Genomic DNA, 23,339 nt, shown 5'->3' on the forward strand with positions numbered 1-23,339 from the left:
GAACCCCGAGGAGGACTGAGCATGCCCCGTATCCTGATCGCCGTGGACGGCTCCGAGCTGTCGCTGGACGCCGTGCACCACGCCCTGCAACTTGTGCAAGAGGGCTTGCGCGCCGATTTCGTGCTGGCCCATGTGCAGGAGCCGGCCTCGCTGTACGAATTGGTGGTCTCGCGCGACCCGGACCGCATCGCCGCCGCCAGCGTGCAGGCGGGCGAGCACCTCATGGCACCGGCGCGCGCGCTGCTCGACGCGGCGGGCGTGGCCTACACCAGCGAGATCGCCGTGGGCGACCCCGCCCATATGCTGGCGGACCTGGCCGAGAGCACGGGCTGCACCCAGATCATCATCGGCGCACGGGGGCAGGGGGCGATCCGCAGCGCGCTGCTGGGTTCGGTGTCGCAGGAGCTGGTGCACACCAGCACGGTGCCGGTGACCATCGTCAAGCACGCCGAACGGCCGGAGGCGCCGGGCGAAGGCGAGGACGAGGGTGAACTGCCCGCCGAGTGAGGGCCGCGGCGCAGCAGGCGCCTAGGCGGCCCGGCGCAAGGGCTCGCGCGGGGACTGCAGCTTGCCGTGCGGCAGGCTGGCCAGGCGCTTGAACATGCCGCGGCAGTAGCCGCTGATCCACAGGCATTTGTTGAGCTCGTCCACGGGCAGGGGGCCGGAGACGACGACGATGTCGTTGGCGATGTCCAGCGCCCCGGCGGCGCGCAGGCGCCGGCGCATGTTGCGCGCCCAGGACTGGATGCGCGTGGGGCTGCCGTGCTGGTGCAGCTTGCCGGTGTGCAGGTCGAAGGCGATGGCCACGGTGTCCGTCTTGAGCTTGAAGCGGCGCTCGCCCGTGACGGCGCTGGGGGGGTCGCGCATGTCGTACAGGTAGTAGCTGCCTGCCTTGAGCTGGTATTGCAAGTCCATGGTCCGTTTCCCCCAGTCGTTCTGCCCGAGGCTGCATTGTCGGGGGCCTGTGTGCCCGCAATGTACCGGAAAACACCGCGAAAGCGCCGTTTATTCGCGGCCCGCAGGGGATTGTCGCGGCCGGGCGGCGCGCGCTCAAGAGGCCGCGCGGGCGAGTGCGTAACGCTTTGTGCGGCGCCTCTCAGAAGTCCACCAGGCTCAGGCCCACGGTCAGCACGGTGCGCCGGCGGTTGTAGTCCACCAGGCTGTCGCCGTAGCCGCTGAAGAGCTGCGTCTGCAGGCGCAGATTGCTCGTGCCGCCGCCCAGGCCGGAGGCCAGGGCCTGGGACCACTCCAGGCGCACCGAGCCGCGCGCCTGCCGGGCCAGGGAGTGGCGCAGCGTCACGCCCAGGCGGTGGTCGGGGTGCACGGTCCAGTAGGCGGCGAGTTCGCCGCGGCCCACGTAGTCGCTGATGCCGGGGTTGTCGTCGCTCGCCGCATTCTCGGGGATGCGCTTCCACAGGCGTGCCTGGACGCTCACCCGCGGACCCCACTCCAGGCCCGCCATGAGGTAGGCGCGGTTCCAACTGCGCGACAGCGGCAGGCTTTGCCCGTTGGACTGGTGCACCACGCCGATGCCGCCGTAGCGCCAGCGCCCGCCCCCGGGCAAGGGCAGGTCGGTGGGGTAGACGTACACCACCTCGGGCTCGTGGTCGGTGGTGCGGAAGGGGCGCGAGATCTGCGGGCTGAACAATTGCCAGTAGGACTGCTGGGTGTAGCCGAACCACAGCGAGTCCTTGCGCGTGGGGTGGCCCTGGGTGAGCAGGCCTTGCGCGATCTTGGTGCGCACCGAGAGCTGGATGCGCGCCTCGGTGCCGCGGTAGGCAACGGGGGCTGCCGCCGTGTGGCCGGGGGCGTCCGAGGCGGGCTGGCGGTTCACGCTGTCCGAGGCCACCACCGAGGCCGTGACGGGCCGGTAGCCGCGAAAGCGCAGCACGCCGCAACTGCTGCCGCTCTCGAGCTCCCAGAAGCGGGACAGCTCCGAGTACTGCGGATCGCGGCAGCCATCGACGCGTGCCACCTCGATGAGGCGGGTGGCGGGCAGCGTGGTGTCCACAGGGCTGGGCGGCGGCGGGCGGTCCGCTGCTGCCGCTGCGCTGCCGGAAGGGGGGGCCTGCGGCGCAGGCGCCTGCGTGGCCTGCTGCGCGGCCCAGGCGTCGAAGCAGGCCAGGCGCGCCGTGGCCTCGCCCAGGGCGGTGCAGCGCTGCCAGGCGCTGGCCGCGGCGCTGCCGGGGGCTGGCGCCTGTGCCTGGGCCAGCGGCGCCAGCAGTGCCAGGGTGCAGGCCAGGGGGGCGCGGCGCAGGGCGCGGGCGGCGGGCAGGGGGCGTGCAGTCATGCCAGGATTATTCATGAATAATGCCTTGCGCGCTTGCCAGGCAAGCGTGAGAAGCTATTAAAAATGTAGCAACACGCATCAGCCGGCCGTTGCCGAGCGCTCCTGCGCCTTGCGCGCGAACTCGGCGCGCAAGGCCTTGAGCTTCTCGCGCGGGTCTTCGCGCGCGGTGGTGGCGGACAGCGCCATCTCGGCAATGAAGCGGCTGGGCTGGGCGGCCACCATCTCGCGGCCCTTCTTGCGTTTCTTGGTCCAGCTCACGGCCAGCGTGCGCTGCGCGCGCGTGATGCCCACGTACATCAGGCGGCGCTCCTCCTGCAGGCGGGCCATGGTGTCGTCGCTGACCTTCTGCTGGCGGCCTTCGTCGTCGTCGAGCTTGAAGGGCAGCATGCCCTCGGTCACGCCGGCCAGGATGACGTGCGGCCACTCCAGGCCCTTGGAGGCGTGCAGGGTGGAGAGCGTCACCACGTCCTGGTCCTTCTCGCGCTCGGACAGCGTGGACAGCAGGGCGATGTTCTGCGCCACCTCCAGCAGGCTCTTGGTTTCCGTCTGCGTGGTGGTGCCGGCGGCGTCGGCAATCTGGCCGCCGGCGCGCTGCGCCATCCAGTCGCAGAACTCCAGCACATTGCTCCAGCGCGCGGCCGCCACCTTCTCGCTGTCCTCGCCGTCGTAGAGGTGCTTCTCGTAGCCGATCTCCTGCAGCCATTCGCTGAGGAAGGCGCGGGCGTTCTCTGCTCCAAGAGTCTGGCGCGCGCGGTACTCCAGGTCGTTCACATAGCGGCCGAACTCGTGCAGGCTGTCGAGCGCACGCCGCGGCAGGGCGGCCGGCAGCATGGGGGAGAACAGCGCGGCAAACAGGCTGGTGTGGTGCGCCGCCGCAAAAGCGCCCAACTGCGCCAGCGTCGTGTGGCCTATGCCGCGCTTGGGGCTGGAGATGGCGCGCAGAAACGCCGGGTCGTCGTCGCTGTTGATCCACAGCCGGAACCAGGCGCACAGGTCGCGGATTTCGGCGCGGTCGAAAAAACTCGTGCCGCCCGAGACCTTGTATGGGATGTTGGCGCGCCGCAGCGCCTTCTCGAACGGCTTGGCCTGGTGGTTGGCGCGGTAGAGGATGGCGAAGTCGCGCCACGCCGGCGGTGGGTTGCTGGCCGCGCGCAGGCCCTGCAGACGCGCCACGGCGCGCTCGGCTTCGTGCTCCTCGGTGTCGGCGTCGACCACGCGCACGGGTTCGCCCTCGCCCAGCTCGCTGAACAGCGTCTTGGGAAACAGCTTGGGGTTGGGCCCGATCACGTTGTTGGCCGCGCGCAGGATGGCGCTGGTGGAGCGGTAGTTCTGCTCCAGCTTGATGACCTGGAGCGTGGGGAAGTCCACCGGCAGTTTCTTCAGGTTGTCCAGCGTGGCGCCGCGCCAGCCGTAGATGGACTGGTCGTCGTCGCCCACGGCGGTGAAGCGCCCGCGTTCGCCCACCAGGAGCTTGAGCAGCTCGTACTGCGTGGCGTTGGTGTCCTGGTATTCGTCCACCAGCACATGGCCCAGCGCGGCCTGCCACTTGGCGCGCACCTCGGGGTGGTCACGCAGCAGCTTGAGCGGCAGGCCGATCAGGTCGTCGAAGTCCACGCTCTGGTAGGCCGCCAGGCGCTCCTCGTAGCGCTGCATGATGAGCGCGATGCTGCGCTCATGGTCGTCCTGGGCCTGGGCCAGGGCCTGCGCAGCGTTCAGGCCCATGTTCTTCCACAGGCTGATGGTCCACTGCCACTGGCGCGCGGTGGCGGCATCGGTGGTGCCGCCGGAGGCGTCCTTCAGGATGCTGGTCACGTCGTCCTGGTCGAGGATGCTGAACTGGGGCTTGAGGCCCAGCACCTTGCCGTCCTCGCGCACCATGCGCACGCCCAGCGCGTGGAAGGTGCACACCAGCACGTCCTTGGCGGCGCGGCCGATCAGGCCCTTGGCGCGCTCGCGCATCTCGGCCGCCGCCTTGTTGGTGAAGGTGATGGCCGCGATGCGCTTGGGCTCCAGCCCGCGCTCGATCAGGTGTGCGATCTTGTGCGTGATCACCCGCGTCTTGCCCGAGCCCGCGCCGGCCAGCACCAGGCAGGGGCCCTCGGTGTAATGGACGGCCTGAAGCTGGGCGAGGTTGAGACCTGCGGACATGGGGGAGGGGGAAAACGGGAGGGCGGGGGGGGGGGTCGGAGCGCGCAATGATACCGGCGCCCCTGGCGGGCGGCGCCTGCATGGCGGCAAAGCCCCCGCCGGGCGCCTTGCGCGCAGGCTGCCGCCGCCGGGCGGACGTCACAATCGGCACCGTGCTCTCCGTCCTGCTCGTCACCTTCCCCTTCTTCGCGCTCGTGCTCTGCGGCTACCTGGCCGCGTGGCGCGGCGTGCTGCCGCAACCGGCCATTCCGGGGCTCAACGCCTTCGTGCTGTATTTCGCCCTGCCGTGCATGCTCTACCGCTTTGGCGCCAGCACGCCCATCGCGCAACTGCTGGACCCGGCCGTGGCGGGGGTGTACCTGCTGTGCGCCCTGCTCATGGTGGGCGGCACGGTGGCGGCCACGCGCGGCGGGCGCATCGGCTGGAACGACGCCGCCTTTGGCGCGCTGGTGGCGGCGTTTCCCAACTCGGGTTTCATGGGCGTGCCCCTGCTCGTGGCGCTGCTGGGGGCGTCCAGCGCCGGGCCGGTCATCGTCACCATGGTGGTGGACATGGTGCTCACCACCTCGCTGTGCATCGCGCTCTCGCGCCTGGAAGGCGCGGGCGCGCACGGCGCGGCGGTGGCGCTGCGCCAGGCCCTGCGCGGGGTGCTGAGCAACCCGCTGCCCTGGGCCATAGGCCTGGGGGCGCTGGCCTCGGCCCTGGGCTGGGGCCTGCCCGGCCCGCTGGACAAGACCGTGGCCATGCTGGCCGACGCGGCCTCGCCCGTGGCCCTGTTCACCATCGGCGCGGTGCTGGCGCGCTCGCAGATGAACCAGCACGACCAGGTGCCCGCGCGCGCCTACGTGCCCGTGGCGCTGGCCAAGCTGGTCATCCACCCGCTGCTGGTGTGGGGCGCGGGGCAGGCGGCCATCGCCCTGGGCGTGCCGCTGTCGCCGTTTGCGCTCACGGTGCTGGTGCTGGTGGCGGCCCTGCCCAGCGCGAGCAATGTCTCGCTGCTGGCAGAAAAGTACGGCGCGCACACCGGGCGCGTGGCGCGCATCATCCTGGTGTCCACGGCGCTGGCCTTTCTGAGCTTCTCGGCAGCCGTGGCGCTGTGGACTTAAGCGCTATTGATTGGGTAGCTGCTGGCGCTTGTACACAGGGCCTTGGCGCCCTTTAGCGCTCAAATCGCCAGCGGATCCACGTCCACCAGCCAGCGGATCAGCCCCTTGTGCTGCCGGCGCTCGGCGTGCAGCAGGGGCTGCCAGGCGGCCAGCAGGCGCTGCAGGGCGGCGCGGCTGGGGCTCTCCAGCAGCATTTGCGCGCGTTCCACCTGGGCCACGCGCTGCACCGCCAGCGGCACGGGCGGGTAGAGCGTGACCTGCTCCACCCCGGGCAGGGCGGCGTCCTGCGCGGCCTGGCGGGCGGCCTGCAGGAAGGCCTGGGCGGCCTCCTGCGTGCGCGCGTCGGCGCGCACCAGGGCCTGGTAGGCAAAGGGGGGCAGGCCGGCCTCGTGGCGCTCGCGCAATTGCTGCGCGGCAAAGGCGGCGTAGTCGTGCGTGCGCAGGGCCTCGTACACGGCATGCTGGGGGTGCGCGGTCTGTACCCACATCTCGCACTGCGTACCCTGCGCGGCCAGGTAGGCCGCGTCGCGCCCGGCGCGGCCGGCGGCCTGCTCCAGCAGGGCGAACAGGCGTTCGGGGGCGCGGAAGTCGCTGGAGAACAGCGCGCCGTCGGGCTGCACGGCGGCCACCAGCGTGACGCGGCGAAAATCGTGCCCCTTGGCGATCATCTGCGTGCCCACGAGCACGTCCACGGTGCCCGCGTGCACCTGGGCGAGCTGGCTCTGCAGCGCGCCCTTGGCGCGCGTGGTGTCGGCGTCGATGCGCACCACGCACACGGGCGTGCCGTCGGGGCGCTGCACGCCGGCGAGCAGGGAGGCGAGCTGCTCTTCCAGTTGCTCCGTGCCCCGACCCAGGGTGGCGATGTCGGGGCTGCCGCAGGCCGGGCAGGCGCGCGGCACGCGCTGTGCGGCGCCGCAGTGGTGGCAGCGCAGGGTGCGGTCGGTCTTGTGGAACACCTGGTGCGCGCTGCAGTGCGGGCAGTCGCTTTTCCAGCCGCAGTCCTGGCAGTGCAGCACGGGCGCGTAGCCGCGCCGGTTGAGCAGCACCAGGCTTTGCTCGCCGCGCGCCACGCGCTCCTGCAACGCGGCCAGCAGGGGGGCCGAGAACACCGTGCCGCGCGGCTGGTGGCCCATGTCCACGCGGCGCACGCGCGCGAGCGGGGCCGCGCCGATGCGGCTGGGCATGCACAGGCGCTGGTAGCGCCCGCCCGCGGGGTCCTCGGGCGTGGGCGGGCGGCTGGCGTGCCAGCTCTCCAGCGAGGGCGTGGCCGAACCCAGCACCACCCGGGCGCCTTGCTCGCGGCCGCGCCAGAGCGCCAGGTCGCGCGCCGAGTAGCGCGCGCCCTCCTGCTGCTTGTAGCTCGGGTCGTGCTCCTCGTCGACGACGATGAGGGCCAGCTGCGGCAGGGAGGCGAATACTGCCATGCGCGTGCCCAGCACGATGCGCGCCTGCCCGCTGTGCGCGGCCAGCCAGCTTTTGAGGCGCTGCGGGTGCGTCATGCCGCTGTGCAGCGAGACCACGGCTGCCGCGCCGAAGCGCGCGGTGAAGCGCTCTTCGAGCTGGGGCGTGAGGTTGATCTCGGGCACCATCACCAGCGCCTGGGCCGCGCCGTTCTGCGCCAGCAGCTCCTGCACGCAGCGCAGGTACACCTCGGTCTTGCCGCTGCCCGTGCTGCCGAACAGCAGAAAGGGGCCGGGTTTGGCAAGAATTTCGGCCTTGGCGCTTTCCTGCTCTGCGCTAAGTGCTATCAAATCAGTAGTCTCAGGCGCCACCGGCGGGGCTGCCGGGCGGCGCAGGCGGCGCGCCAACTGCTCGGGGCCCAGGTCGCGCAGTTGCGGCGGCAGGGCCGCCAGCGCCACCTCGCCCAGGCTGCGCTGGTAGTAGCGCGCGGCAAAGGCCACGAGGCGGCGCCAGGAGGCATCGAGCGGTGCGATGCCGTCCAGCACGGCGGTGATGGGCTTGAGCGCCACCGCCGGGGCGGCGCCGGCGCCTTCCGGTGCCTCGTCCCAGACGATGCCCAGCACCTCGCGCCGCCCCAGGGGCACGCGCACCAGGGTCCCGGGCGCCAGGGGCTGTGCGCTGGCGTAGCTCAGCAACTCGTCCACCCCGCTGTGCGCGGGGGTGTGCACGGCCACGCGGACTATGCAGTCCGTGGTCGGCACGGGGCCGGGCAAGGCATCCAAGTCGTTGATTTCCAAGGGTGAACCGGTATGTGGATAACTTTGTTGACATCCCGCATGCCGGAGTCCGCGCTGCAGGGGGCTGATGGGGGTCAAGCCCAGGGGCTCTTGTTACACGTACTCGAAAAATCTTTATACATCAATAGTTTGCGCTGTAACAACGGGCCTTGGCGCGGATGGGGCCGGGACAGAGTCTGGCGGGCTCCGCTCCCGCAAAAGTGTGCATAACTGTGGAAGTTCATGCTTGTCAAGCCTTGACAGGCGGCTACAAAACGCTGCCGGCGCGACCCGCGTTCACTCATTTTCTTCACATTGGCATGCAAGTACCTGATGAACAAAGGGTTTTTTCCGGTATCCACGGATTCTGTGGATAACTATGTGGATGAGCGCGGGAGAGCAGCCCGCAAGCCGCACCATTGCGTGCTCGGCACGGATTGCACGCAAAACCGGCATTTTTGAAAATCCTTATCCATCAAGCACTTGCGTGCTGCGACCGCCCAGGGCCGCGGGCGCGGGCGTCTGCGGGAAGTCCCGGATGACGCATTCCCCGCTCCAGGGAATGTGTGCATAAGTCCAGTGCTCCCGCTGCCCGGGTGCTCAGCCCTGGCGCAGGGCGCGCGAGTGGCTGTGCACGGCATCGACCAGCGCGGCCACGTGCTCGGGTGGCGTGAACTGGCTGATGCCGTGGCCCAGGTTGAAGATGTGCGTGGGGCCGGTGGTGGACTTGTCGGTGTGCGGCGTGCCGAAGCTGTCGAGCACGGCGTGCACCTGGGTGACGATTTGCGCCGGCGGGGCGAACAGCACGTTGGGGTCGATGTTGCCCTGCAGCGCCTTGCCCGGGCCGCCGACCGGGCCGCCGACGATGGCGCGCGCCTTGCCGAGGTTGGCCGTCCAGTCCAGGCCCAGCACCTCGCAGTCCATGTCCTTCATGTCGTCGAGCCAGATGCCGCCGCCCTTGGTGAAGACGATGCGCGGCACGTCCTGCCCGTCGATGCCCGTGCGCTGGAGCTGCGCGAGCACGCGGCGGGTGTATGCCAGGCTGAAGTCCTGGAAAGCACCGTCGGCCAGCACGCCGCCCCACGAGTCGAACACCATCACGGCCTGGGCGCCCGCGGCTATCTGCGCGTTCAGGTAGGCGGCCACGGCGTCGGCGTTCACGGCCAGGATGCGGTGCATCAGGTCGGGGCGGCTGTACATCAGCGTCTTGACGAGGCGGTAGTCGTCGCTGCCCTTGCCCTCGACCATGTAGCAGGCCAGCGTCCAGGGGCTGCCCGAAAAACCAATCAGCGGCACACGGCCGTTCAAGGCCTTGCGGATGCTGGTGACGGCGTCGAACACATAGCGCAGCTTGTCCAGGTCGGGCACGGCGAGTTCGGCCACGTCGGCCTCGGTGCGCACCGACTTGGCGAAGCGCGGGCCCTCGCCCTCGGCGAACGACAGGCCCAGGCCCATGGCGTCGGGCACGGTGAGGATGTCGCTGAACAAAATGGCCGCATCGAGCGGGAAGCGCTCGAGCGGCTGCAGCGTGACCTCGGTGGCGAAGTCCACGTTCATGGCCAGGCCCATGAAGCTGCCGGCCTGGGCGCGCGTGGCCTTGTACTCCGGCAGGTAGCGGCCCGCCTGGCGCATGAGCCACAGAGGCGTGTAGTCGGTGGCCTGGCGCCGGCAGGCGCGCAGGAAGGTGTCGTTGGAAAGGGGGGCGAAACTCATGCCCCGATTGTCGCCGACTCGGGCGCGGGGCATGGCAGCGGCCCCGCGGCTCAGAACCGGTGCACCAGGCCCAGGCCGAAGGTGTTGGAGCCGGTCACGCCCTTGACCGCCTTGCCGGCGCTGTTGAGGCCGCCATAGCCCGCGTAGAGCATGGTGCGCTTGGACAGGTGGTAGTTGGCAAACAGCTCGTAGGCCGTGGCGCCGTCGCGCGCGGGGTTGGGGTTGTCTGTCACGCGGGCCACCTGCGCGCCCAGCACCACGGCGCCCAGGGGCACGGCCACGCCCAGGCCGAAGCCCTTGCCCGTGCTGCGCGATTCGTCCTGCGTGTACAGCGCGCTGACCTGGAAGGATGCGAAGTCGTAGCGTGCGCCCAGCGCGTAGCCGGTGCGGTTGCTGGCGCCTTCGGCCATCTTGCTCTGCACGACGGCGCCCAGCGTCAGCGGGCCGCTCTTGTAGCTGGCCGCGAGCTGGTACGAGTTCTTGCGCGTGTCGGGCGTGCCGACGGCCGGGGCGGCGCCCTTGTCTTCCTTCATGACCAGCGAGGCGCGCGCCTGGAAGCCGCTCAGGTTGGGCGAGGTGAACATGAACTGGCTGTTGGCGCGGTTGCCGCCCAGGGAGCCGTCGGCGTCCAGACCGAGGTTCTTCAGCGCCGAGGTGTTGTTGGCCGTGCCGTTGAGGTCGAACACGCCCATGGTGCGGTTCTGCGGCGTGGTCATGCGGCCCATGCTCACTTCGCCGAAGCGGCCGCCGAGGCCCACCCAGGCGGCGCGGTTCCAGCCGTTGGCCGCGGCACCGTTTTCGATGTCGATGCCTTGCTCGAAGTTGAAAGAGGCCTTGAGGCCGCCGCCCAGGTCCTCCTGGCCGCGCACGCCCAGCATGGAGGTTTCCTTGTAGCTGTTGATCATCTGCGTCTTGCCGCCAAAGGGCTGGCCCAGACCGGCGTCGGCGCGCCCGTACAGGGTGACGCTGGATTGGGCCGAGGCGATGCCCGCGGCCGAGCCGCACAGGGCCAGGGCGATCAGGGATTTCTTCATGGGTTCGATTTCCGGTGATGGTGTTGAAAAGGCAAGCGCATCGGCGCCTTCGCCGGGAAGGCGCCAGTGGCTTGGGGCCATTGCAACAGCCGGATGTGACAGCCTGACTACAAAACCCCGCGGGCGGCGGGGGGTGCGCCGCGCGCGGGGCGCGGCGGCCGGCTCAGGGGGCGAGCGCCGCCAAGGCCGTGCGCAGCTCCTGCACGCTGAGCACCTCGCTCAGCACCAGCGGCGCGCGCCCCGGCGCCAGCAGCACGTACACCGGCACGCCGCTGCGGCCCAGTTCGGCCAGGGCGGCGGTGATGGCGCTGTCGCGGCGCGTCCAGTCGGCGCGCAGCAGGGTCACGTTTTTGGCGGCAAAGTCGGCCAGCACCGCGCGGTCGGCCAGGGCGTTGCGCTTGTTGTACTGGCAGGTGATGCACCAGGCCGCCGTGAAATCGATGAACACCGGCTGCCCGGCGGCCGTGAGCTCCTGCACGCGCTGGGCCGACCAGGGCTGCCAGGCGGCGCTGCCCGCGCCGCCAGCGGCGGCGCGCGCGGGCAGCGGGGCCGCCTCGGCCGGCTGCAGCACGCTGGGGCCCATGGCGACCGCCAGCCAGGCGCTGAGTGCGATCAGTACGCCAGCGAGCACGGCGCGCGTGCGACCGCGCAGCGTCAGCGCCCACACCACGCTGCTGCCGGCCAGCAGCAGCGCCAGCAGGGCTCCCGCGCCGTCGATACCGCTTTGCTGGCCCAGCACCCACACCAGCCACACCACGGTGGCGAACATGGGAAAGGCCATGGCGCGGCGGAAGGTGTCCATCCAGGCGCCGGGGCGCGGCAGCCAGCGCACCACGGCGGGCAGCCAGGCGGCCAGCAGGTAGGGCAGGGCCATGCCCACGCCCAGGGCGCCGAACACGGCCAGCGCCTGCGCGGTGGGCAGGCCCACGGCAAAGCCCAGCGCCGCGCCCATGAAGGGCGCGGTGCACGGCGAGGCGATGGCCACCGCCAGCACCCCGGTGAGGAAGGCGTCCGCCGCCGGGTGGCGCGCCTGCAGCGTGGCCCAGCGCTGGGGCAGGAAATGGCCGAACTCGAACACGCCCGCCAGGTTCAGCCCGATGAGGGTGAACAAGGCCGCCAGCAGCGCCACGACGGCGGGCGACTGGAGCTGAAAGCCCCAGCCGAGCTGCTCGCCCGCGGCGCGCAGGGCCAGCAGCAGCCCGCCCAGCGCCAGGAAGGACAGCACCACCCCGGCCGTGTAGGCCAGGCCGCCCAGGCGCTGGGCGCGCAGGTGGTTGCCGTGGCGCGCAAAGCCCATGAGCTTGATGGCCAGCACCGGGAACACGCAGGGCATGAGGTTGAGCAGCAGGCCGCCCAGCAGGCCGCCCAGCAGCGCCGCCCAGAGCGAGCCGCCGCTGCCTGCAGCACCCGCCGCAGCGCCGGCCTGCGCCTGGTTGGCCTGCAGCGCGGCCGCCAGCGCGGGCGAGACGCCGGCCGGTGCGGCGCTGGCCGTCCAGTGGCCCTCCACGCTGGCCACGGTGTGCCAGCCCGCCGGGGTGCCCGGCGCCGGCTGCCCGGCCGCCGGGGCCAGCACCAGCGGCAGTTGGCTGGGGCTGGCGCCGCGCTCGGGCGAGAGGGGCAGGTCCGCCGTCCAGACGGCGCCGTCCCAGGCCTGCGTCCAGTCCTTGCCGGGCAGGGCGGCGGGGACCAGCACGGCCGGGGTTTCGGCAAACACCTGGAGCTGCTGGCCGCGCAGCCCCTCGGGCAGGCCGTGCACGCTCAGGTGCAGGCGCTCGCCCTGCACGCGCGCCGTGCTGGCGGCGCGCAGGCTGGCGGGCAGCGCGGCCTGCGCTGCGTCAAAAGCCGCGGCGTGCATGGCGGTGGAGCCTTGCACGGGCAGGTCCAGGGCCAGGCGGGCCTCCTGCGGGATGCACTCCACGCGGCAGGCCAGCCAACTGGCGTGCAGGGCCACGCGCACCGTGCCCAGGCCGGCGGGCGCTGGGGTCAGCTCCTGCGCCGCCTGCAGGGGCACGGCCAGCAGCACGTCGCCGTCGTAGCCATAGTTGGCCAGGCTGCCGACACGGATCAGGCGCGGCACGGGCCAGGCGACGGCGCCCGCCTCCAGGCCCGCGGGCAGCTCCCAGCGCAGCTCGGTGGGCAGGCCCGAGTCGCCGGGGTTCTTCCAGTAGGTGTGCCAGTCCGGGGCGTGGCGCAGGCGCAGGCCCAGCCACATGGGCCGGCCCGGGCCCAGGCCCTCGGGGATGTGGGCGAGCAGTTCGGCCTGCACCTGCGGCGTGCCCGCCGTGCTGCCGGGCGTGTCTGCCATTTTCAGGTTCAATTGGGCGTTTGCGCCCGTCCATGCTGCGCTGGCAGCTATGAAAAAAAGAGCGAGCAGAAAGCGGTGGAGGCGAATGCGGGACATGGTCGTCCTGTGGGAGCGTGGCGCGGGGCTTTGGTTCCGGCGGGGCGCCGCCCCCGGGGCCGGGCCGCCGCTGCACCAGGGCGTATTGTCGGCCAGCCGCGGGGCGGGCGCCGCCGCCCGCTCAGGCGACGAAGCCCAGCACCACGCGGCGCGTGCTGGCGCTCTTTTTCTCGACCTTGGTGACGGCCACGGCGCCGATCTCGGCGGTATGGGCCACATGCGTTCCGCCGCAGGGCTGCAGGTCGATGAGCGGGCCGCCCGCGGCGCCGATGCGGATGGTGCGGATGCGCCCCGTGCCGCGCGGCGGCTGCACGCTCATGCTCTTGACGAGCTGGGGGTTGGCGTCGAGTTCGGCGTCGCTGATCGACGCCACCGTCACCGGGTGCGCGGCCGCCACGAGCGCGGCCAGGCCGGCGGTGAGCTGCTCCTTGTCGATCGGTTCGGCCGTGGCGAAGTCCAGGCGCGCGTAGTCGGGCGTGATGGAGCAGCCGTTGACCAGGTGCGGCACCAGATGGCACAGCAGGTGGCTGGCGGTGTGCAGGCGCATCATGCGGTGGCGGCGTTCGCCGTCGATGCGCGCGGTGACGGCCTGGCCGGGGGCCAGCCGCGCCAGCAGCGCCTCCTGCCCCGGCGCGGGCACATGCACGATGCCGCCCGTGGGCTGGCCTGCGGCGTCCTTGGCCTTGCGCGTGTCGGCGATGGCGAGCAGGGCGCCGCCCTCCAGCACCAGCACGCCGCTGTCGCCGGCCTGGCCGCCGCCCAGGGGGTAGAACACGGTGCGGTCGAGTTCGATGCCGGCTTCGGAGAGGGCGGTGATGCGCGCGCCGCATTCGCGCAGAGAGGCGTCCTGGCGGAACAGTTCTTCGGTCATGGCGCCATGGTAGCGGCAGCGCCGTGCAAAAAACCGTGTGCCGTCCTACCATGCGCGGCATGAAACGACGCACCCTGCTGCAGGCGCCGCTGGCGCTGACTCCCCTGGCCGCCCGGGCCGACCTGCCCAAGGTGGACCGCCTGGCAGACGCCCTGCGCTGGCTCGACCGCGTGGCCGCCGCCCGGGGTGCGCGCGCCAGCGGCGCCTGGCCCCTGCCGGCCGTGCTGGAGCACCTGGCGCAAAGCATAGAGATGAGTCTGGACGGCTACCCCCAGCCGCGCAGCGCGCTGTTCCAGAACACCGTGGGCGCGGCGGCCTTCGCCGTCTTCCAGTGGCGCGGCCGCATGCACCATGGGCTGGACGAGCCCATCCCCGGCGCCCCCCCGCTGGCCCTGCCGGGCGATCTGGCTGCCTCGGTGGCGCGGCTGCGCACGGCCATTGCGCGCTTCGAGGGGCACGGCGGTGCGCTGGCGCCGCATTTTGCCTACGGCCGGCTGGACAAGGCGCAGTACGCCCGCGCGCACGCCATGCACATCGCCAACCACCAGGACGAGATCGTGCTCGCCTGAAGCGCCGGCGCCTGCACTACCATGGCGGCATGACCGCCGCCGCCTTCTCCCTGCCCTCGCGCTTCTGGCACGAGCTCACCACGCGCGACTTCGCGCACCTGCGGGACGGCCCCCTGGCCGCGCAGGCCGTGGCCGTGCTGCCCGTGGCGGCCGTCGAGCAGCACGGGCCGCATTTGCCGCTGAGCGTCGATGCCACGCTCCTGCAGGGCGTGATCGAGGCCGCGCTGCCGCTGCTGCCCGCCGATCTGCCCGCGCTGTTCCTGCCGCCGCAGGTGGTGGGCCTGAGCACCGAGCACCTGGCCTACCCCGGCACGCTGTCGCTGGCGCCCGCCACGGTGATCGCACTGTGGACCGAGATCGGCGCCTGCGTGGCGCGCGCCGGGGTGAAAAAGCTGCTGCTGCTCAACGGCCACGGCGGCCAGGTCAGCGTCATGGACATCGTGGCGCGCGAGCTGCGCCAGCACCACGGTCTGTTGACCTACAGCGCAAGCTGGTTCAGCCTGCCGCTGCCCGAGGCGGTGCAGGCGCAGTTCAGCGCCGAGGAGCACCGCTTCGGCATCCACGCCGGCGCCATCGAGACCTCGATGATGCTGCACCTGGCGCCGCAGACGGTGCGCATGGAGCAGGCGCGCGACTTCCGCTCCACCTCGCAGGATCGCGCCGGGCGCTACGCCCTGCTGGGCAACGGCAAGAGCGCCAAGATGGGCTGGGCCATGCAGGACTACCACCCGGCGGGCGCCGTGGGCAATGCGGCTGGGGCGACGGCGGAGAAGGGGCGGGCGGTGGTGGAGGCGGCGGGGGCGCAGTTGGCGCGGCTGCTGCAGGAGTTGGGTGCGCTGCCGGTGGGGACGGTGGTGGAGAAAGGGGAGTTCTCCTCCTAAGCGTTTGCTGGCGCCGTGCCTTGTTGGAGGGTGCAGGCCGGGTCTCGGCCCTCAAGCCAGCCAAAAACCATCAAAAACCATAGCTGGTTACGCAAGCCCAGCAAGCGCTGAAGCCAAAAATCATGCGTGCGTGATCAAGCCCGCATGCTCCGCCTCATTGAGGTGCGGCAAGGTATTGAAGGTCTGCAACATCATCCGCTTGGGGTTGACGCTGAACTCCGTCACCGCGCTGTTGCGGATGCGCATGTTCAGAGCGATGGTCACTTCGGGCGCCGTGCCCAGCACCTCGCCGACGGCGGTGGAGATGGGGCCGCCGCTGCTCACCAGCAGCACGTTCTGGCCCGCGTGGTCGTGGCGCACCTTGTCGAGCGTGCTGCGCACGCCGGCCGCGAACTCTTCCCAGCTCGGCATGCCCCGCGGGCTGATGACGCCGGCCATCCACTGCGCGATGGCGTCGCACAGCAGGCGGAAGTGGTGGCGGTACAGCTCGGGCGTGTCGGGCTTTTGCAGCGGCTCGGTGTGGATGGCGCGGATCAGCGCATGGCTGTCGTACTCGTTCAGGCCGGGCAGGGCGATGGGTTCGGGCAGGCCCGGCAGGCCCTCGGCGATGCCTTCGAGCGTTTGCCCGTGGCGGCGCAGCGTGCCCAGGAGCACGGCGTCGAAGCGCTGGCCGCGCTCGCGCCAGTACGTGCCCAGGCGCACCGCCTGCTGGCGGCCCAGGGGGCTGAGCTGGTCGTAGTCGTCCGCGCCAAACGAGGCCTGGCCGTGGCGCACAAGGTAGAGGGTTCCCATGGGCGCGATTGTGACCAAAGGTCGCCATCGCCACTTGTCACAGGGGCGACGGGTGCTATCAATTGTGTAGCTCAGTCGCGCCCGGCCAACACGTCGGCGAACGCCGCGGCGTCCACATTGCCGCCGGTCAGGGCCAGCCCCACGTTCTGGCCGCGCAGGGAGGCGCGCTCCTGCAGCGCGGCGGCCAGCGCCGCCGCCCCCGCGCCCTCGGCGAGGTTGTGCGTGTCGGTGAACAGGTGGCGCATGGCGGCGGCCACCTCCGCGTCGCTCACCTGCACCACATGGTCGAGGTGCGGGCGCAGGATGTCGAGCGCGGCCTGGTCGGCCACGCGGCAGGCCATGCCGTCGGCCAGGCGCGTGGTGACCGGGGCCTCGACCACGCGGCCCGCGGCGATGGAGTCGGCATAGGTGGTGGCATGGCGGCTGACCACGCCGACGATGCGCACGCCGTGGCCCAGCGCGCGCCGGGCGGCGATGGCCGAGCAGGCGCCCGAGCCCTGGCCGATGGGCACGTAGGCCACGTCGAGCTGCGGCACGGCGCGCAAAAACTCCCACCAGTAGGTGGCCACGCCGCGCAGCAGGTCGGGGTGGAAGCTGGGCACCATGTGCGCGCCGCGCTCCTGGGCCAGGCGCATGGCGTGCTCGCGCGCCTCCTGGAAGTCGTCGCCGTGCTCGATCAGCGTGACGCCCAGGGCGCGCATGGCGGCGTTTTTTTCCACCGAGTTGCCGCGCGGCACGACGATGGTGCAGGCGACGCCGTGGCGGCGTGCGGCCCAGCCCATGCTCTGGCCGTGGTTGCCGCGTGTGGCGCTGATGACCTCGCGCGGCAGCGGGCCGCGCCGCGCGAGCTGGTCGAAGTAGGTCAGGCCGCCGCGGATCTTGAACGCGCCCACGGGCGTGTGGTTCTCGTGCTTGAGCCAGCAGCCGGTGCCCAGGCGCTCGCTCAGCAGGCCCCAGCGGTACTGGGGCGTGGGCGCGAAGTCGCGGTACACCACCTCGGCGGCGGCTTCGATGTCGGCAAGGGAGGGAAGCAGGTCGGTCATGGGCAGGCTTTCGGCAGGGCCAACGGTCAGAGGCAGACTTCGCCGGCCATGCAGGTCACGCTGTGGCCGCCGATCCAGATCTGCGCGCCGTCCTGCTCCACGTACACACGCCCGGCGCGGCCCAGGGCCGTGCCCTGGCTGGCCACGTAGCGCGTGGGCGCCAAGCCCGCGCCGATGAGCCACTGCGCCAGCGCGGCGTTCAGGCTGCCGGTGACGGGGTCTTCGGCCAGGCCGTGGTTGCCGGGGAAGAAGGCGCGCACCTCGAAGGCAATGCCCGCGGCGTCGCTGGCGCCCACCACGCCCACGTCCAGACCGGCGAGCACGGCGGCGTCGGGCTGCAGCGCGAGCACCTGCTTTGCCGAGCGCAGCATGACGCCGCGCCAGTGCGGTCCGTTGTCGCACCAGGCGTGGTGCACGATGTCCGCGCGCGCCACGCCCAGGCCGCGCGCGATGCGCTGCACCTCGTCCTCGTCCAGCGGGCCGCTCAGGATCAGCGGGGGCGCGGCGAAGGCCAGCCGCTCGCCGTCCTGGCGCAGCGCGACCAGGCCGACGCCGCATTCCTGCACGATGCGCCCCGGCACCCGGGGCTGGCCGCCCGTGGCGAGCCAGGCGTGGCAACTGCCCAGCGTGGGGTGGCCGGCGAAGGGCAGCTCGCGTCCCGGGCAGAAGATGCGCACGCGGTAGTCGGCCCCGGCGGCGGCGCCCTCGGGCGTGGGCGGCAGCACGAAGGTGGCCTCGGAGAGGTTGGTCCAGTTCGTGAACTGCTGCATGGCCTCGGTGCAGAGGCCTGCGCCGTCAAGCACCACGGCCAGCGGGTTGCCCCGGTAGGGCGTGGCGGTGAACACATCGACTTGCTGGAAGGGGCGCTGGCGCATGGCGGGATCCTGGGGCGGAGAAAAAGTGGCAAGAAAAAGGGGACAGCCGGACGGGCGTGCGGCCCGGCGGCCTGGCGGGGCAGGCGGAGGCTCAGGGGCTGGCGCAGGCCGTCACAGCAGGGCCGTGCCCTCGATGCAGGTGAGGGCCTGCCCGCCCACCCAGACCTGGCCGTCCCCGTCCTGGCGGATGTGCACGCGCCCCGCGCGGCCCAGGCATTCGCCCTGGGCCACGAGGTAGGCGCTGGGCGCCAGCCCCTCGGCGATGAGCCACTGCGCCAGGCTGGCGTTGAGGCTGCCGGTGACCGGGTCTTCGGGGTTGCCCATAGGGTCGGCAAAGGCGCGCACCGTCACGCCCGGGGTCTGCGTATCGCTGGCCGTGGGCGCAACGTGCACCACGCCCACGTCCTGGCCCAGGTCCTTGAGGCGGGCATGGTCGGGTTGGAGGCCCAGCACGGTCTCGCTGCTGCCCAGCAGCAGGGCGAGCCAGCGCGGGCCGTTGTCGAGCACCTGCGCGGCCAGCACCTGCTGGGGCCGCAGACCCAGGGCGCCGGTCACCAGAGCCAGCAGCGCGGGGTTGGGCGGGCTGCGCTGCAGGGGCGGCGCGGCGAAGGCGAGGATGTCTCCCTGCAGGCGGATGCGCACCAGGCCGCCGGCGCATTCCTGCACCACGGTGCCCGGGGTGCGCGGCGCCTGGCCCGTGCGCAGCCAGGCATGGCAACTGCCCAGGGTCGGGTGGCCGGCAAAGGGCAGTTCGCCGCGCGGGCTGAAGATGCGCACCCGGTAGTCCGCGCCCGCGGCGCGGCCGGCCGCGGTGGGCGGCAGCAGAAAGGTGGTTTCCGACAGGTTGGCCCAGGTGGCAAAGCGCTGCATGTCGGCGTCCTGCAGGTCCTCGGCGTCGAGCACCACGCCCAAGGGGTTGCCGTCGCCCGTGCGGGTGCTGAAGACGTCAATCTGCTGAAAGCTCCGGGCGCGCATGGCGTACCTCCGATGATGCCTGCATGGTAATGCGCCGCACCCGCCGTCCGCCAGTGCGCCGGGCCCTCAGGCGGCGGCGCGGATGGTGGCCGCCAGGGCGGCGATGCCCGCGTCGATCTGTGCCGCGGTGGACGTCACGAACGACAGGCGCAGCGTGCGCTCGTCGCCCTGGCCGGCATAGAAGGCCGCGCCCGGCACGAAGGCCACGTTGCGCTCCACCGCCAGGGGCAGCAGCGTGGTGGCGTTCAGGCCTTCGGGCAGGCGCAGCCACAGGAACATGCCGCCCTGCGGGCTGTTCCAGTGCACGCCCAGGCCGGGCATCTCGCGCTCCAGCGCCCGCAGCATGGCGTCGCGCTGCTGCTTGTAGAGCGCGCGGATGGTGGGCACGTGGCGTTCGAGAAAACCGCCCTTGAGCACTTCGGCCACGAGCCGCTGGTTGAAGCCGGGCGTGTGCAGGTCGGCCGCCTGCTTGGCCTGCAGCAGCTTGGGGTACACGGCCTGGGGCGCCACCACGTAGCCCAGGCGCAGGCCCGGCGCGAGCACCTTGGAGAACGAACCCAGGTAAATGCAGCCCTCGGGGTTGCGTGCCGCCAGGGGCGCGGGCGGCGGCTGGTCGAACCACAGGTCGCCGTAGGGGTTGTCCTCGATCAGCGGCAGGCCCAGGCGTGCGGCCTGGTCCACCAGGGCGGCGCGGCGCGCCTCGCTCATGGTGCGGCCGGTGGGGTTCTGGAAGTTGGGCAGCACGTACAGGAAGCGGGCCTTGCCGGCGCCGCTGCCGACCTGGGCGGCAAGTTCGTCGATGCGCACGCCCTCGTCGTCGCTGGCCACGCTCTCGACCTGGGGTTCCATGGGTGTGAAGGCCTGCAGCGCGCCCAGGTAGGTGGGCGTCTCGACGAGCACGCGGCTGCCCGCGTCGATCAGCACCTTGGCCACCAGGTCCAGGCCCTGTTGCGAGCCCGTGGTGATGAGCACCTGCGCCGGGTCCACGTCCCAGGGCAGGTGTGCGGCCACGGCCTCGCGCAGCGGGGCGTAGCCTTCGCTGGCGGCATACTGCAGCGCGGCCGCGCCGTCATGGCCCAGCACCACTTCGCAGGCGCGTGCGAATTCTTCGACCGGGAAGGTCTTGGGCGAGGGCAGGCCGCCCGCCAGGCTGATGATGCCGGGCTTCTCGGTGACCTTGAGGATCTCGCGGATCACCGAGGGGTTCATCTTGGCCGCGCGTGCGGCCAGGGTCCAGTGTGTCATTGGTGTGGTTCTCCAGTGGATGCGCTGCGGGTGGGCGCAGGGTCAGGGGTTGGGCCATTGTGCAGCCCGGCGGCAGCCCAGGGGGTAGGGCGCCGGGGGGCTAGCTTAACCGCAGGGGCGGCGGGGCTTTGTCAGGGTTTGCCACGCACAGGCATGCGTCTTCCTGCCAAAACGGTTGCCATCACTGCCAGGCCAAAGCCCAGACTGGTGGCGTCTATGGTCTCGCCGAGTAGGGGCACGGCAAACAGCATGCTCAAAAAGGGCTGCACCAGTTGCACCTGGCTCACGCGCACCGTGCCGCCCAGGGCCAGGGCGCGGTACCAGGCGAAAAAGCCCAGCCACATCGAGAACACGGCCACGTAGGCAAATCCGCCCCAGGCCGCCAGGGGCACGGGGCCGGGCGGCCACCACCACCAGGTGGCGGGCAGGGTGAGCGGCAGCGAGAGCACCAGGGCCCAGCAGATCACCGCGTCGGCGCGCATGTGGTGCGAGAGCTTGCCGCCAAAGCCATAGCCCACGGCCGCGCAGGCCACGGCCGCCATGAGCAGCAGGTCCGCCGGGTGCAGGGCCAGCCCCTCCTGGCCCGAGCGCAGCAGCGCAAACGCCACCACCAGGGCGGAGCCCAGCAACGCACAGGTCCAGAACGCCGCGGAGGGGCGCTGGCGGTGCAGCAGGGCGCCCACCGCCGCCGTGGTCAGCGGCAGCAGGCCCAGGATGACCGCGGCATGCACGGCGCCCACGTAGCGCATGGCCACCGAGGTGAGCAGCGGAAAGCCGAACACCACGCCCAGCGCACTGACCGCCAGCGGCCCCCAGTCGGCGCGCGCGGGCAGCGGGGCGCGCTGCCACAGCAGCAGCAGGGCCGACAGGACGCCCGCCACCGCGGCGCGCCCCGTGCCGATGAACAGGCCGGACAGCAGCGGTGCCTCGGGCGTGCCCACGGCCAGGCGCGTCATGGGCAGCGTGAGGGCGAAAATGGCCACGCCCAGCAGGCCCAGGGCCAGGCCGCGCGTTTCGGCGCTGCGTGTCATGCGACCGCCATCCAGGCTGCGGTGAGGGCCAGCACCAGGGCCATGCCGCGGTTGAACCACAGCAGGCGCTGGCCCTGGGCGAGCCAGCGGCGCAGGATGGCGCCCGTGGCGGCGTAGGCCAGGTTGCTGCTGAAGGCGAACACCAGCATCACCGGCAGCACCACGGCCAGGCGCTGCAGCGCGTCGTCCCGCCCGGCAATCCAGCCGGCCACGATGGTCAGGGCCAGCAGCCAGGCCTTGATGTTGACGAACTGCAGCAGCGTGCCCTGCCAGAAGCCCACGTCCAGGCGCGCGGCGTCGGCTTCGGCCAGGCGCGCGGTCTGGCTGAGCTTGTAGGCCAGCCACAGCAGGTAGGCGATGCCCACGGCCTTGATCGCCCAGCGCAGCAGGGGCGCGGCCACCACCATGGCGCCTACGCCGCCGGCGCACAGCAGCAGGAGCGCCGACCAGCCCACGGGCACGGCGCAAACGAAGCGCATGGCGTGCGCCAGGCCGCGGTTGGCGGCCAGCGCGGTCGAGAGCGTGGTGTTCGGGCCGGGCGTGAAGCTCATGGCCGTGGCCAGCAGCAGCAGGGCGGTGAATTCGGCGGGGGGCATGGTGTCCAGCAGAAGAAGAATGCATGCACTGTAGGGGTAAATTCCGCTACAGTCCCAGTACAGTTTCCCCGACAAACCGCCGAACTGTGCTGGTGCATGGAACGGTACAGCCCGCCCATGCTCATCCGCACGCCGCACCGCACCCTGACTGACCAACTGGCCGAGCGCTTTGCCGAGCGCATCCGCTCGCGCCTGCTGCCTGCGGGCTCGCGCCTGCCCTCGGTGCGCGACTGCGCGCGCCAGCAGGGCGTGAGCCCGCACACCGTGGTGGCCGCCTACGACCAGTTGCTCGCGCAAGGCCTGGTGGAGGCGCGGCGCCAGCGCGGGTTTTACGTGCGCGATTTGGCACAAAATAGCCTTCCAGGCCAATACCAGCAAGCGCTAGCAGCTCCTAAAACAATAGTCAGCGAGGAGGGCGCTGCGGCGCCCCTGCCCTTGCCGCGCGGCGCGCACACCCATGCGACGGCGCTGATCCGCGGCATGTTCCACCAGGGCTCGGGCAAGCCCCAGCCCGGTGCCGGGGTGCTGCCCCAGCAGTGGCTGGAGGAGGCGCGCTTCATGCCCGCGGCGCTGCGCAAGATCACGGCGGGCCGCGCGCTGGCCTCGGGCGCGCTGAACTATGGCGAGCCCATGGGCGACGCCGGCCTGCGCCAGGTGCTCGCGCGCCGCCTGGCCGACCTGAACGTGCCGGCGCGGCCCGCGCAGATCATGACCACCGTGGGCGCCACGCAGGCGCTGGACATCGTGAGCCGCACGCTGCTCAAGGCGGGCGACCCGGTGATGGTCGAGGAGCCCGGCTGGTCGGTGGAGTTTGCGCGGCTCGACGCCCTGGGCATGCGCGTGCTGCCCGTGCCGCGCCGCGCCGACGGCCCCGACCTGGAGGTCATGGCGCGCTACTGCGCGGTGCATGCGCCGCGGCTGTACGTGAGCGTGAGCGTGCTGCACAACCCCACGGGCCATTGCCTCACGCCGGGCCATGCGCACCAGGTGCTTCAACTGGCCGGGCAGTACGGCTTTCACATCGTCGAGGACGACACCTACAGCCACATCGCGCCTGCGCATGCCACGCGCCTGAGCGCGCTCGACGGCCTGCGGCGCACCATCTACGTGGGCGGCTTTGCCAAGATCCTGGCGCCGAGCTGGCGCGTGGGCTACCTGGCCGCGCCCGCGGAGCTGTGCGAGCGGCTGCTCGATACCAAGCTGCTGTCCACGCTGACCACGCCCTCGGTGCTGGAGCAGGCCATGGCGCTGTGCATAGACCAGGGCCAGTTGCGCCGCCATGCCGAGCGCATGCGCCTGCGCCTGGCCCAGGCGCGCGCGCGCAGCGTGCAACTGGCGCTGGAGGCCGGCTGCCGCTTTGCGGCCGAGCCCGCGGGCCTGTTCGGCTGGGTGGATACCGGGGTGGACACCGATGTGCTGGCCCAGCGCATGCTCGATGAAGGCTACCTGCTCGCGCCGGGGGCGCTGTTCCATGCGGAGCGCAAACCCAGCACGCTCATGCGCATCAACTTCGCCACCACGCAGGAGGCGGCGTTCTGGCAGGTTTTCCAGTGTGTGCGGGCGGAGCTGCAGAGGCGTTGATGTGCCAAAAG

The 23,339-nt window shown here is 71.7% G+C and carries 20 protein-coding genes; 5 read left to right on the plus strand and 15 right to left on the minus strand.

The window, feature by feature from the left end:
- The first annotated feature begins 21 nt into the window (after window positions 1-21).
- A complete protein-coding gene (locus CGR01S_RS13240) occupies window positions 22-507 on the plus strand; it encodes a universal stress protein (protein ID WP_042428018.1) in 486 nt (161 codons plus the stop codon).
- A 21-nt stretch (window positions 508-528) separates the two neighbouring features.
- Here CGR01S_RS13240 and CGR01S_RS13245 read toward each other — a convergent pair whose 3' ends face one another.
- The 3 genes from CGR01S_RS13245 to CGR01S_RS13255 all read right to left on the minus strand — a co-directional run bounded on the left by CGR01S_RS13245 (window position 529) and on the right by CGR01S_RS13255 (window position 4,438).
- Window positions 529-915: a hypothetical protein gene (locus CGR01S_RS13245; protein WP_042428021.1), complete on the minus strand. Its 387-nt coding sequence runs from the start codon at window positions 913-915 to the stop codon at window positions 529-531.
- A 181-nt stretch (window positions 916-1,096) separates the two neighbouring features.
- Entirely contained in the window at window positions 1,097-2,290 is a 1,194-nt protein-coding gene (locus tag CGR01S_RS13250; RefSeq protein WP_042428024.1) for a phospholipase A, read from the minus strand.
- A gap of 78 nt (window positions 2,291-2,368) precedes the next feature.
- Window positions 2,369-4,438, minus strand: a complete 2,070-nt coding sequence (locus CGR01S_RS13255; RefSeq protein WP_042428026.1) for an ATP-dependent helicase — start codon at window positions 4,436-4,438, stop codon at window positions 2,369-2,371.
- A gap of 152 nt (window positions 4,439-4,590) precedes the next feature.
- Here CGR01S_RS13255 and CGR01S_RS13260 point away from each other — a divergent pair, with 152 nt between their 5' ends.
- The gene (locus CGR01S_RS13260) at window positions 4,591-5,544 is read left to right on the plus strand and encodes an AEC family transporter (RefSeq protein ID WP_042428251.1); all 954 of its coding nucleotides are present in this window, start codon (window positions 4,591-4,593) and stop codon (window positions 5,542-5,544) included.
- A 59-nt stretch (window positions 5,545-5,603) separates the two neighbouring features.
- Here CGR01S_RS13260 and priA read toward each other — a convergent pair whose 3' ends face one another.
- The 5 genes from priA to CGR01S_RS13285 all read right to left on the minus strand — a co-directional run bounded on the left by priA (window position 5,604) and on the right by CGR01S_RS13285 (window position 13,740).
- Window positions 5,604-7,736, minus strand: a complete 2,133-nt coding sequence (gene priA, locus CGR01S_RS13265) for a replication restart helicase PriA (RefSeq protein ID WP_439644750.1) — start codon at window positions 7,734-7,736, stop codon at window positions 5,604-5,606.
- A gap of 585 nt (window positions 7,737-8,321) precedes the next feature.
- A complete protein-coding gene (hemE, locus tag CGR01S_RS13270; RefSeq protein WP_042428028.1) occupies window positions 8,322-9,434 on the minus strand; it encodes a uroporphyrinogen decarboxylase in 1,113 nt (370 codons plus the stop codon).
- A gap of 50 nt (window positions 9,435-9,484) precedes the next feature.
- Window positions 9,485-10,468 carry a porin gene (locus CGR01S_RS13275; RefSeq protein ID WP_042428031.1) on the minus strand — a complete coding sequence of 328 codons (984 nt, stop codon included), beginning with the start codon at window positions 10,466-10,468 and terminating at the stop codon, window positions 9,485-9,487.
- A 163-nt stretch (window positions 10,469-10,631) separates the two neighbouring features.
- Window positions 10,632-12,869, minus strand: a complete 2,238-nt coding sequence (locus CGR01S_RS13280) for a protein-disulfide reductase DsbD family protein (RefSeq protein WP_042428034.1) — start codon at window positions 12,867-12,869, stop codon at window positions 10,632-10,634.
- A gap of 121 nt (window positions 12,870-12,990) precedes the next feature.
- Window positions 12,991-13,740, minus strand: a complete 750-nt coding sequence (locus CGR01S_RS13285; RefSeq protein ID WP_042428037.1) for an alanyl-tRNA editing protein — start codon at window positions 13,738-13,740, stop codon at window positions 12,991-12,993.
- A 59-nt stretch (window positions 13,741-13,799) separates the two neighbouring features.
- Here CGR01S_RS13285 and CGR01S_RS13290 point away from each other — a divergent pair, with 59 nt between their 5' ends.
- On the plus strand, window positions 13,800-14,309 hold the full coding sequence (locus CGR01S_RS13290; protein WP_042428039.1) for a DUF1569 domain-containing protein: 510 nt from the start codon (window positions 13,800-13,802) through the stop codon (window positions 14,307-14,309).
- A 29-nt stretch (window positions 14,310-14,338) separates the two neighbouring features.
- Complete coding sequence (locus CGR01S_RS13295; RefSeq protein WP_042428043.1) at window positions 14,339-15,190, plus strand: creatininase family protein; 852 nt, start codon at window positions 14,339-14,341, stop codon at window positions 15,188-15,190.
- Between the two features lie 120 nt (window positions 15,191-15,310).
- On the opposite strand, the gene CGR01S_RS13300 is transcribed toward CGR01S_RS13295, so the two are convergent.
- From CGR01S_RS13300 to CGR01S_RS13330, 7 genes are all read right to left on the minus strand, one after another.
- Window positions 15,311-15,982 (minus strand): histidine phosphatase family protein, encoded by a 672-nt coding sequence (locus CGR01S_RS13300; protein WP_042428046.1) that lies wholly within the window; start codon window positions 15,980-15,982, stop codon window positions 15,311-15,313.
- A 71-nt stretch (window positions 15,983-16,053) separates the two neighbouring features.
- Complete coding sequence (locus CGR01S_RS13305; protein ID WP_042428050.1) at window positions 16,054-17,025, minus strand: threonine dehydratase; 972 nt, start codon at window positions 17,023-17,025, stop codon at window positions 16,054-16,056.
- A gap of 26 nt (window positions 17,026-17,051) precedes the next feature.
- Window positions 17,052-17,900, minus strand: a complete 849-nt coding sequence (locus tag CGR01S_RS13310; protein WP_042428053.1) for a PhzF family phenazine biosynthesis protein — start codon at window positions 17,898-17,900, stop codon at window positions 17,052-17,054.
- 111 nt (window positions 17,901-18,011) lie between these two features.
- On the minus strand, window positions 18,012-18,875 hold the full coding sequence (locus tag CGR01S_RS13315; RefSeq protein ID WP_042428056.1) for a PhzF family phenazine biosynthesis protein: 864 nt from the start codon (window positions 18,873-18,875) through the stop codon (window positions 18,012-18,014).
- A gap of 66 nt (window positions 18,876-18,941) precedes the next feature.
- A complete protein-coding gene (locus tag CGR01S_RS13320; protein ID WP_042428061.1) occupies window positions 18,942-20,120 on the minus strand; it encodes an aminotransferase-like domain-containing protein in 1,179 nt (392 codons plus the stop codon).
- 131 nt (window positions 20,121-20,251) lie between these two features.
- On the minus strand, window positions 20,252-21,151 hold the full coding sequence (locus CGR01S_RS13325; RefSeq protein WP_042428065.1) for a DMT family transporter: 900 nt from the start codon (window positions 21,149-21,151) through the stop codon (window positions 20,252-20,254).
- Window positions 21,148-21,747: a LysE family translocator gene (locus CGR01S_RS13330; protein WP_042428068.1), complete on the minus strand. Its 600-nt coding sequence runs from the start codon at window positions 21,745-21,747 to the stop codon at window positions 21,148-21,150. The genes CGR01S_RS13325 and CGR01S_RS13330 overlap by 4 nt, the downstream gene beginning before the upstream one ends.
- 117 nt (window positions 21,748-21,864) lie before the next feature.
- Between CGR01S_RS13330 and CGR01S_RS13335 the strand changes: the two genes are divergently transcribed.
- A complete protein-coding gene (locus CGR01S_RS13335; RefSeq protein WP_042428071.1) occupies window positions 21,865-23,328 on the plus strand; it encodes an aminotransferase-like domain-containing protein in 1,464 nt (487 codons plus the stop codon).
- Window positions 23,329-23,339 lie beyond the last annotated feature (11 nt).

The organism is Comamonas granuli NBRC 101663, from assembly GCF_000739995.1.
Classification (GTDB): Bacteria; Pseudomonadota; Gammaproteobacteria; order Burkholderiales; family Burkholderiaceae_C; genus Simplicispira; species Simplicispira granuli.

Coding starts and splice junctions, on each gene's coding strand:
- CGR01S_RS13240 (WP_042428018.1), top strand. CDS start 22: ATGCCCCGTATCCTGATCGCCGTGGACGGCTCCGAGCTGTCGCTGGAC.
- CGR01S_RS13245 (WP_042428021.1), bottom strand. CDS start 915: ATGGACTTGCAATACCAGCTCAAGGCAGGCAGCTACTACCTGTACGAC.
- CGR01S_RS13250 (WP_042428024.1), bottom strand. CDS start 2,290: ATGACTGCACGCCCCCTGCCCGCCGCCCGCGCCCTGCGCCGCGCCCCC.
- CGR01S_RS13255 (WP_042428026.1), bottom strand. CDS start 4,438: ATGTCCGCAGGTCTCAACCTCGCCCAGCTTCAGGCCGTCCATTACACC.
- hemE (WP_042428028.1), bottom strand. CDS start 9,434: ATGAGTTTCGCCCCCCTTTCCAACGACACCTTCCTGCGCGCCTGCCGG.
- CGR01S_RS13275 (WP_042428031.1), bottom strand. CDS start 10,468: ATGAAGAAATCCCTGATCGCCCTGGCCCTGTGCGGCTCGGCCGCGGGC.
- CGR01S_RS13280 (WP_042428034.1), bottom strand. CDS start 12,869: ATGTCCCGCATTCGCCTCCACCGCTTTCTGCTCGCTCTTTTTTTCATA.
- CGR01S_RS13285 (WP_042428037.1), bottom strand. CDS start 13,740: ATGACCGAAGAACTGTTCCGCCAGGACGCCTCTCTGCGCGAATGCGGC.
- CGR01S_RS13290 (WP_042428039.1), top strand. CDS start 13,800: ATGAAACGACGCACCCTGCTGCAGGCGCCGCTGGCGCTGACTCCCCTG.
- CGR01S_RS13295 (WP_042428043.1), top strand. CDS start 14,339: ATGACCGCCGCCGCCTTCTCCCTGCCCTCGCGCTTCTGGCACGAGCTC.
- CGR01S_RS13300 (WP_042428046.1), bottom strand. CDS start 15,982: ATGGGAACCCTCTACCTTGTGCGCCACGGCCAGGCCTCGTTTGGCGCG.
- CGR01S_RS13305 (WP_042428050.1), bottom strand. CDS start 17,025: ATGACCGACCTGCTTCCCTCCCTTGCCGACATCGAAGCCGCCGCCGAG.
- CGR01S_RS13310 (WP_042428053.1), bottom strand. CDS start 17,900: ATGCGCCAGCGCCCCTTCCAGCAAGTCGATGTGTTCACCGCCACGCCC.
- CGR01S_RS13315 (WP_042428056.1), bottom strand. CDS start 18,875: ATGCGCGCCCGGAGCTTTCAGCAGATTGACGTCTTCAGCACCCGCACG.
- CGR01S_RS13320 (WP_042428061.1), bottom strand. CDS start 20,120: ATGACACACTGGACCCTGGCCGCACGCGCGGCCAAGATGAACCCCTCG.
- CGR01S_RS13325 (WP_042428065.1), bottom strand. CDS start 21,151: ATGACACGCAGCGCCGAAACGCGCGGCCTGGCCCTGGGCCTGCTGGGC.
- CGR01S_RS13330 (WP_042428068.1), bottom strand. CDS start 21,747: ATGCCCCCCGCCGAATTCACCGCCCTGCTGCTGCTGGCCACGGCCATG.
- CGR01S_RS13335 (WP_042428071.1), top strand. CDS start 21,865: ATGCTCATCCGCACGCCGCACCGCACCCTGACTGACCAACTGGCCGAG.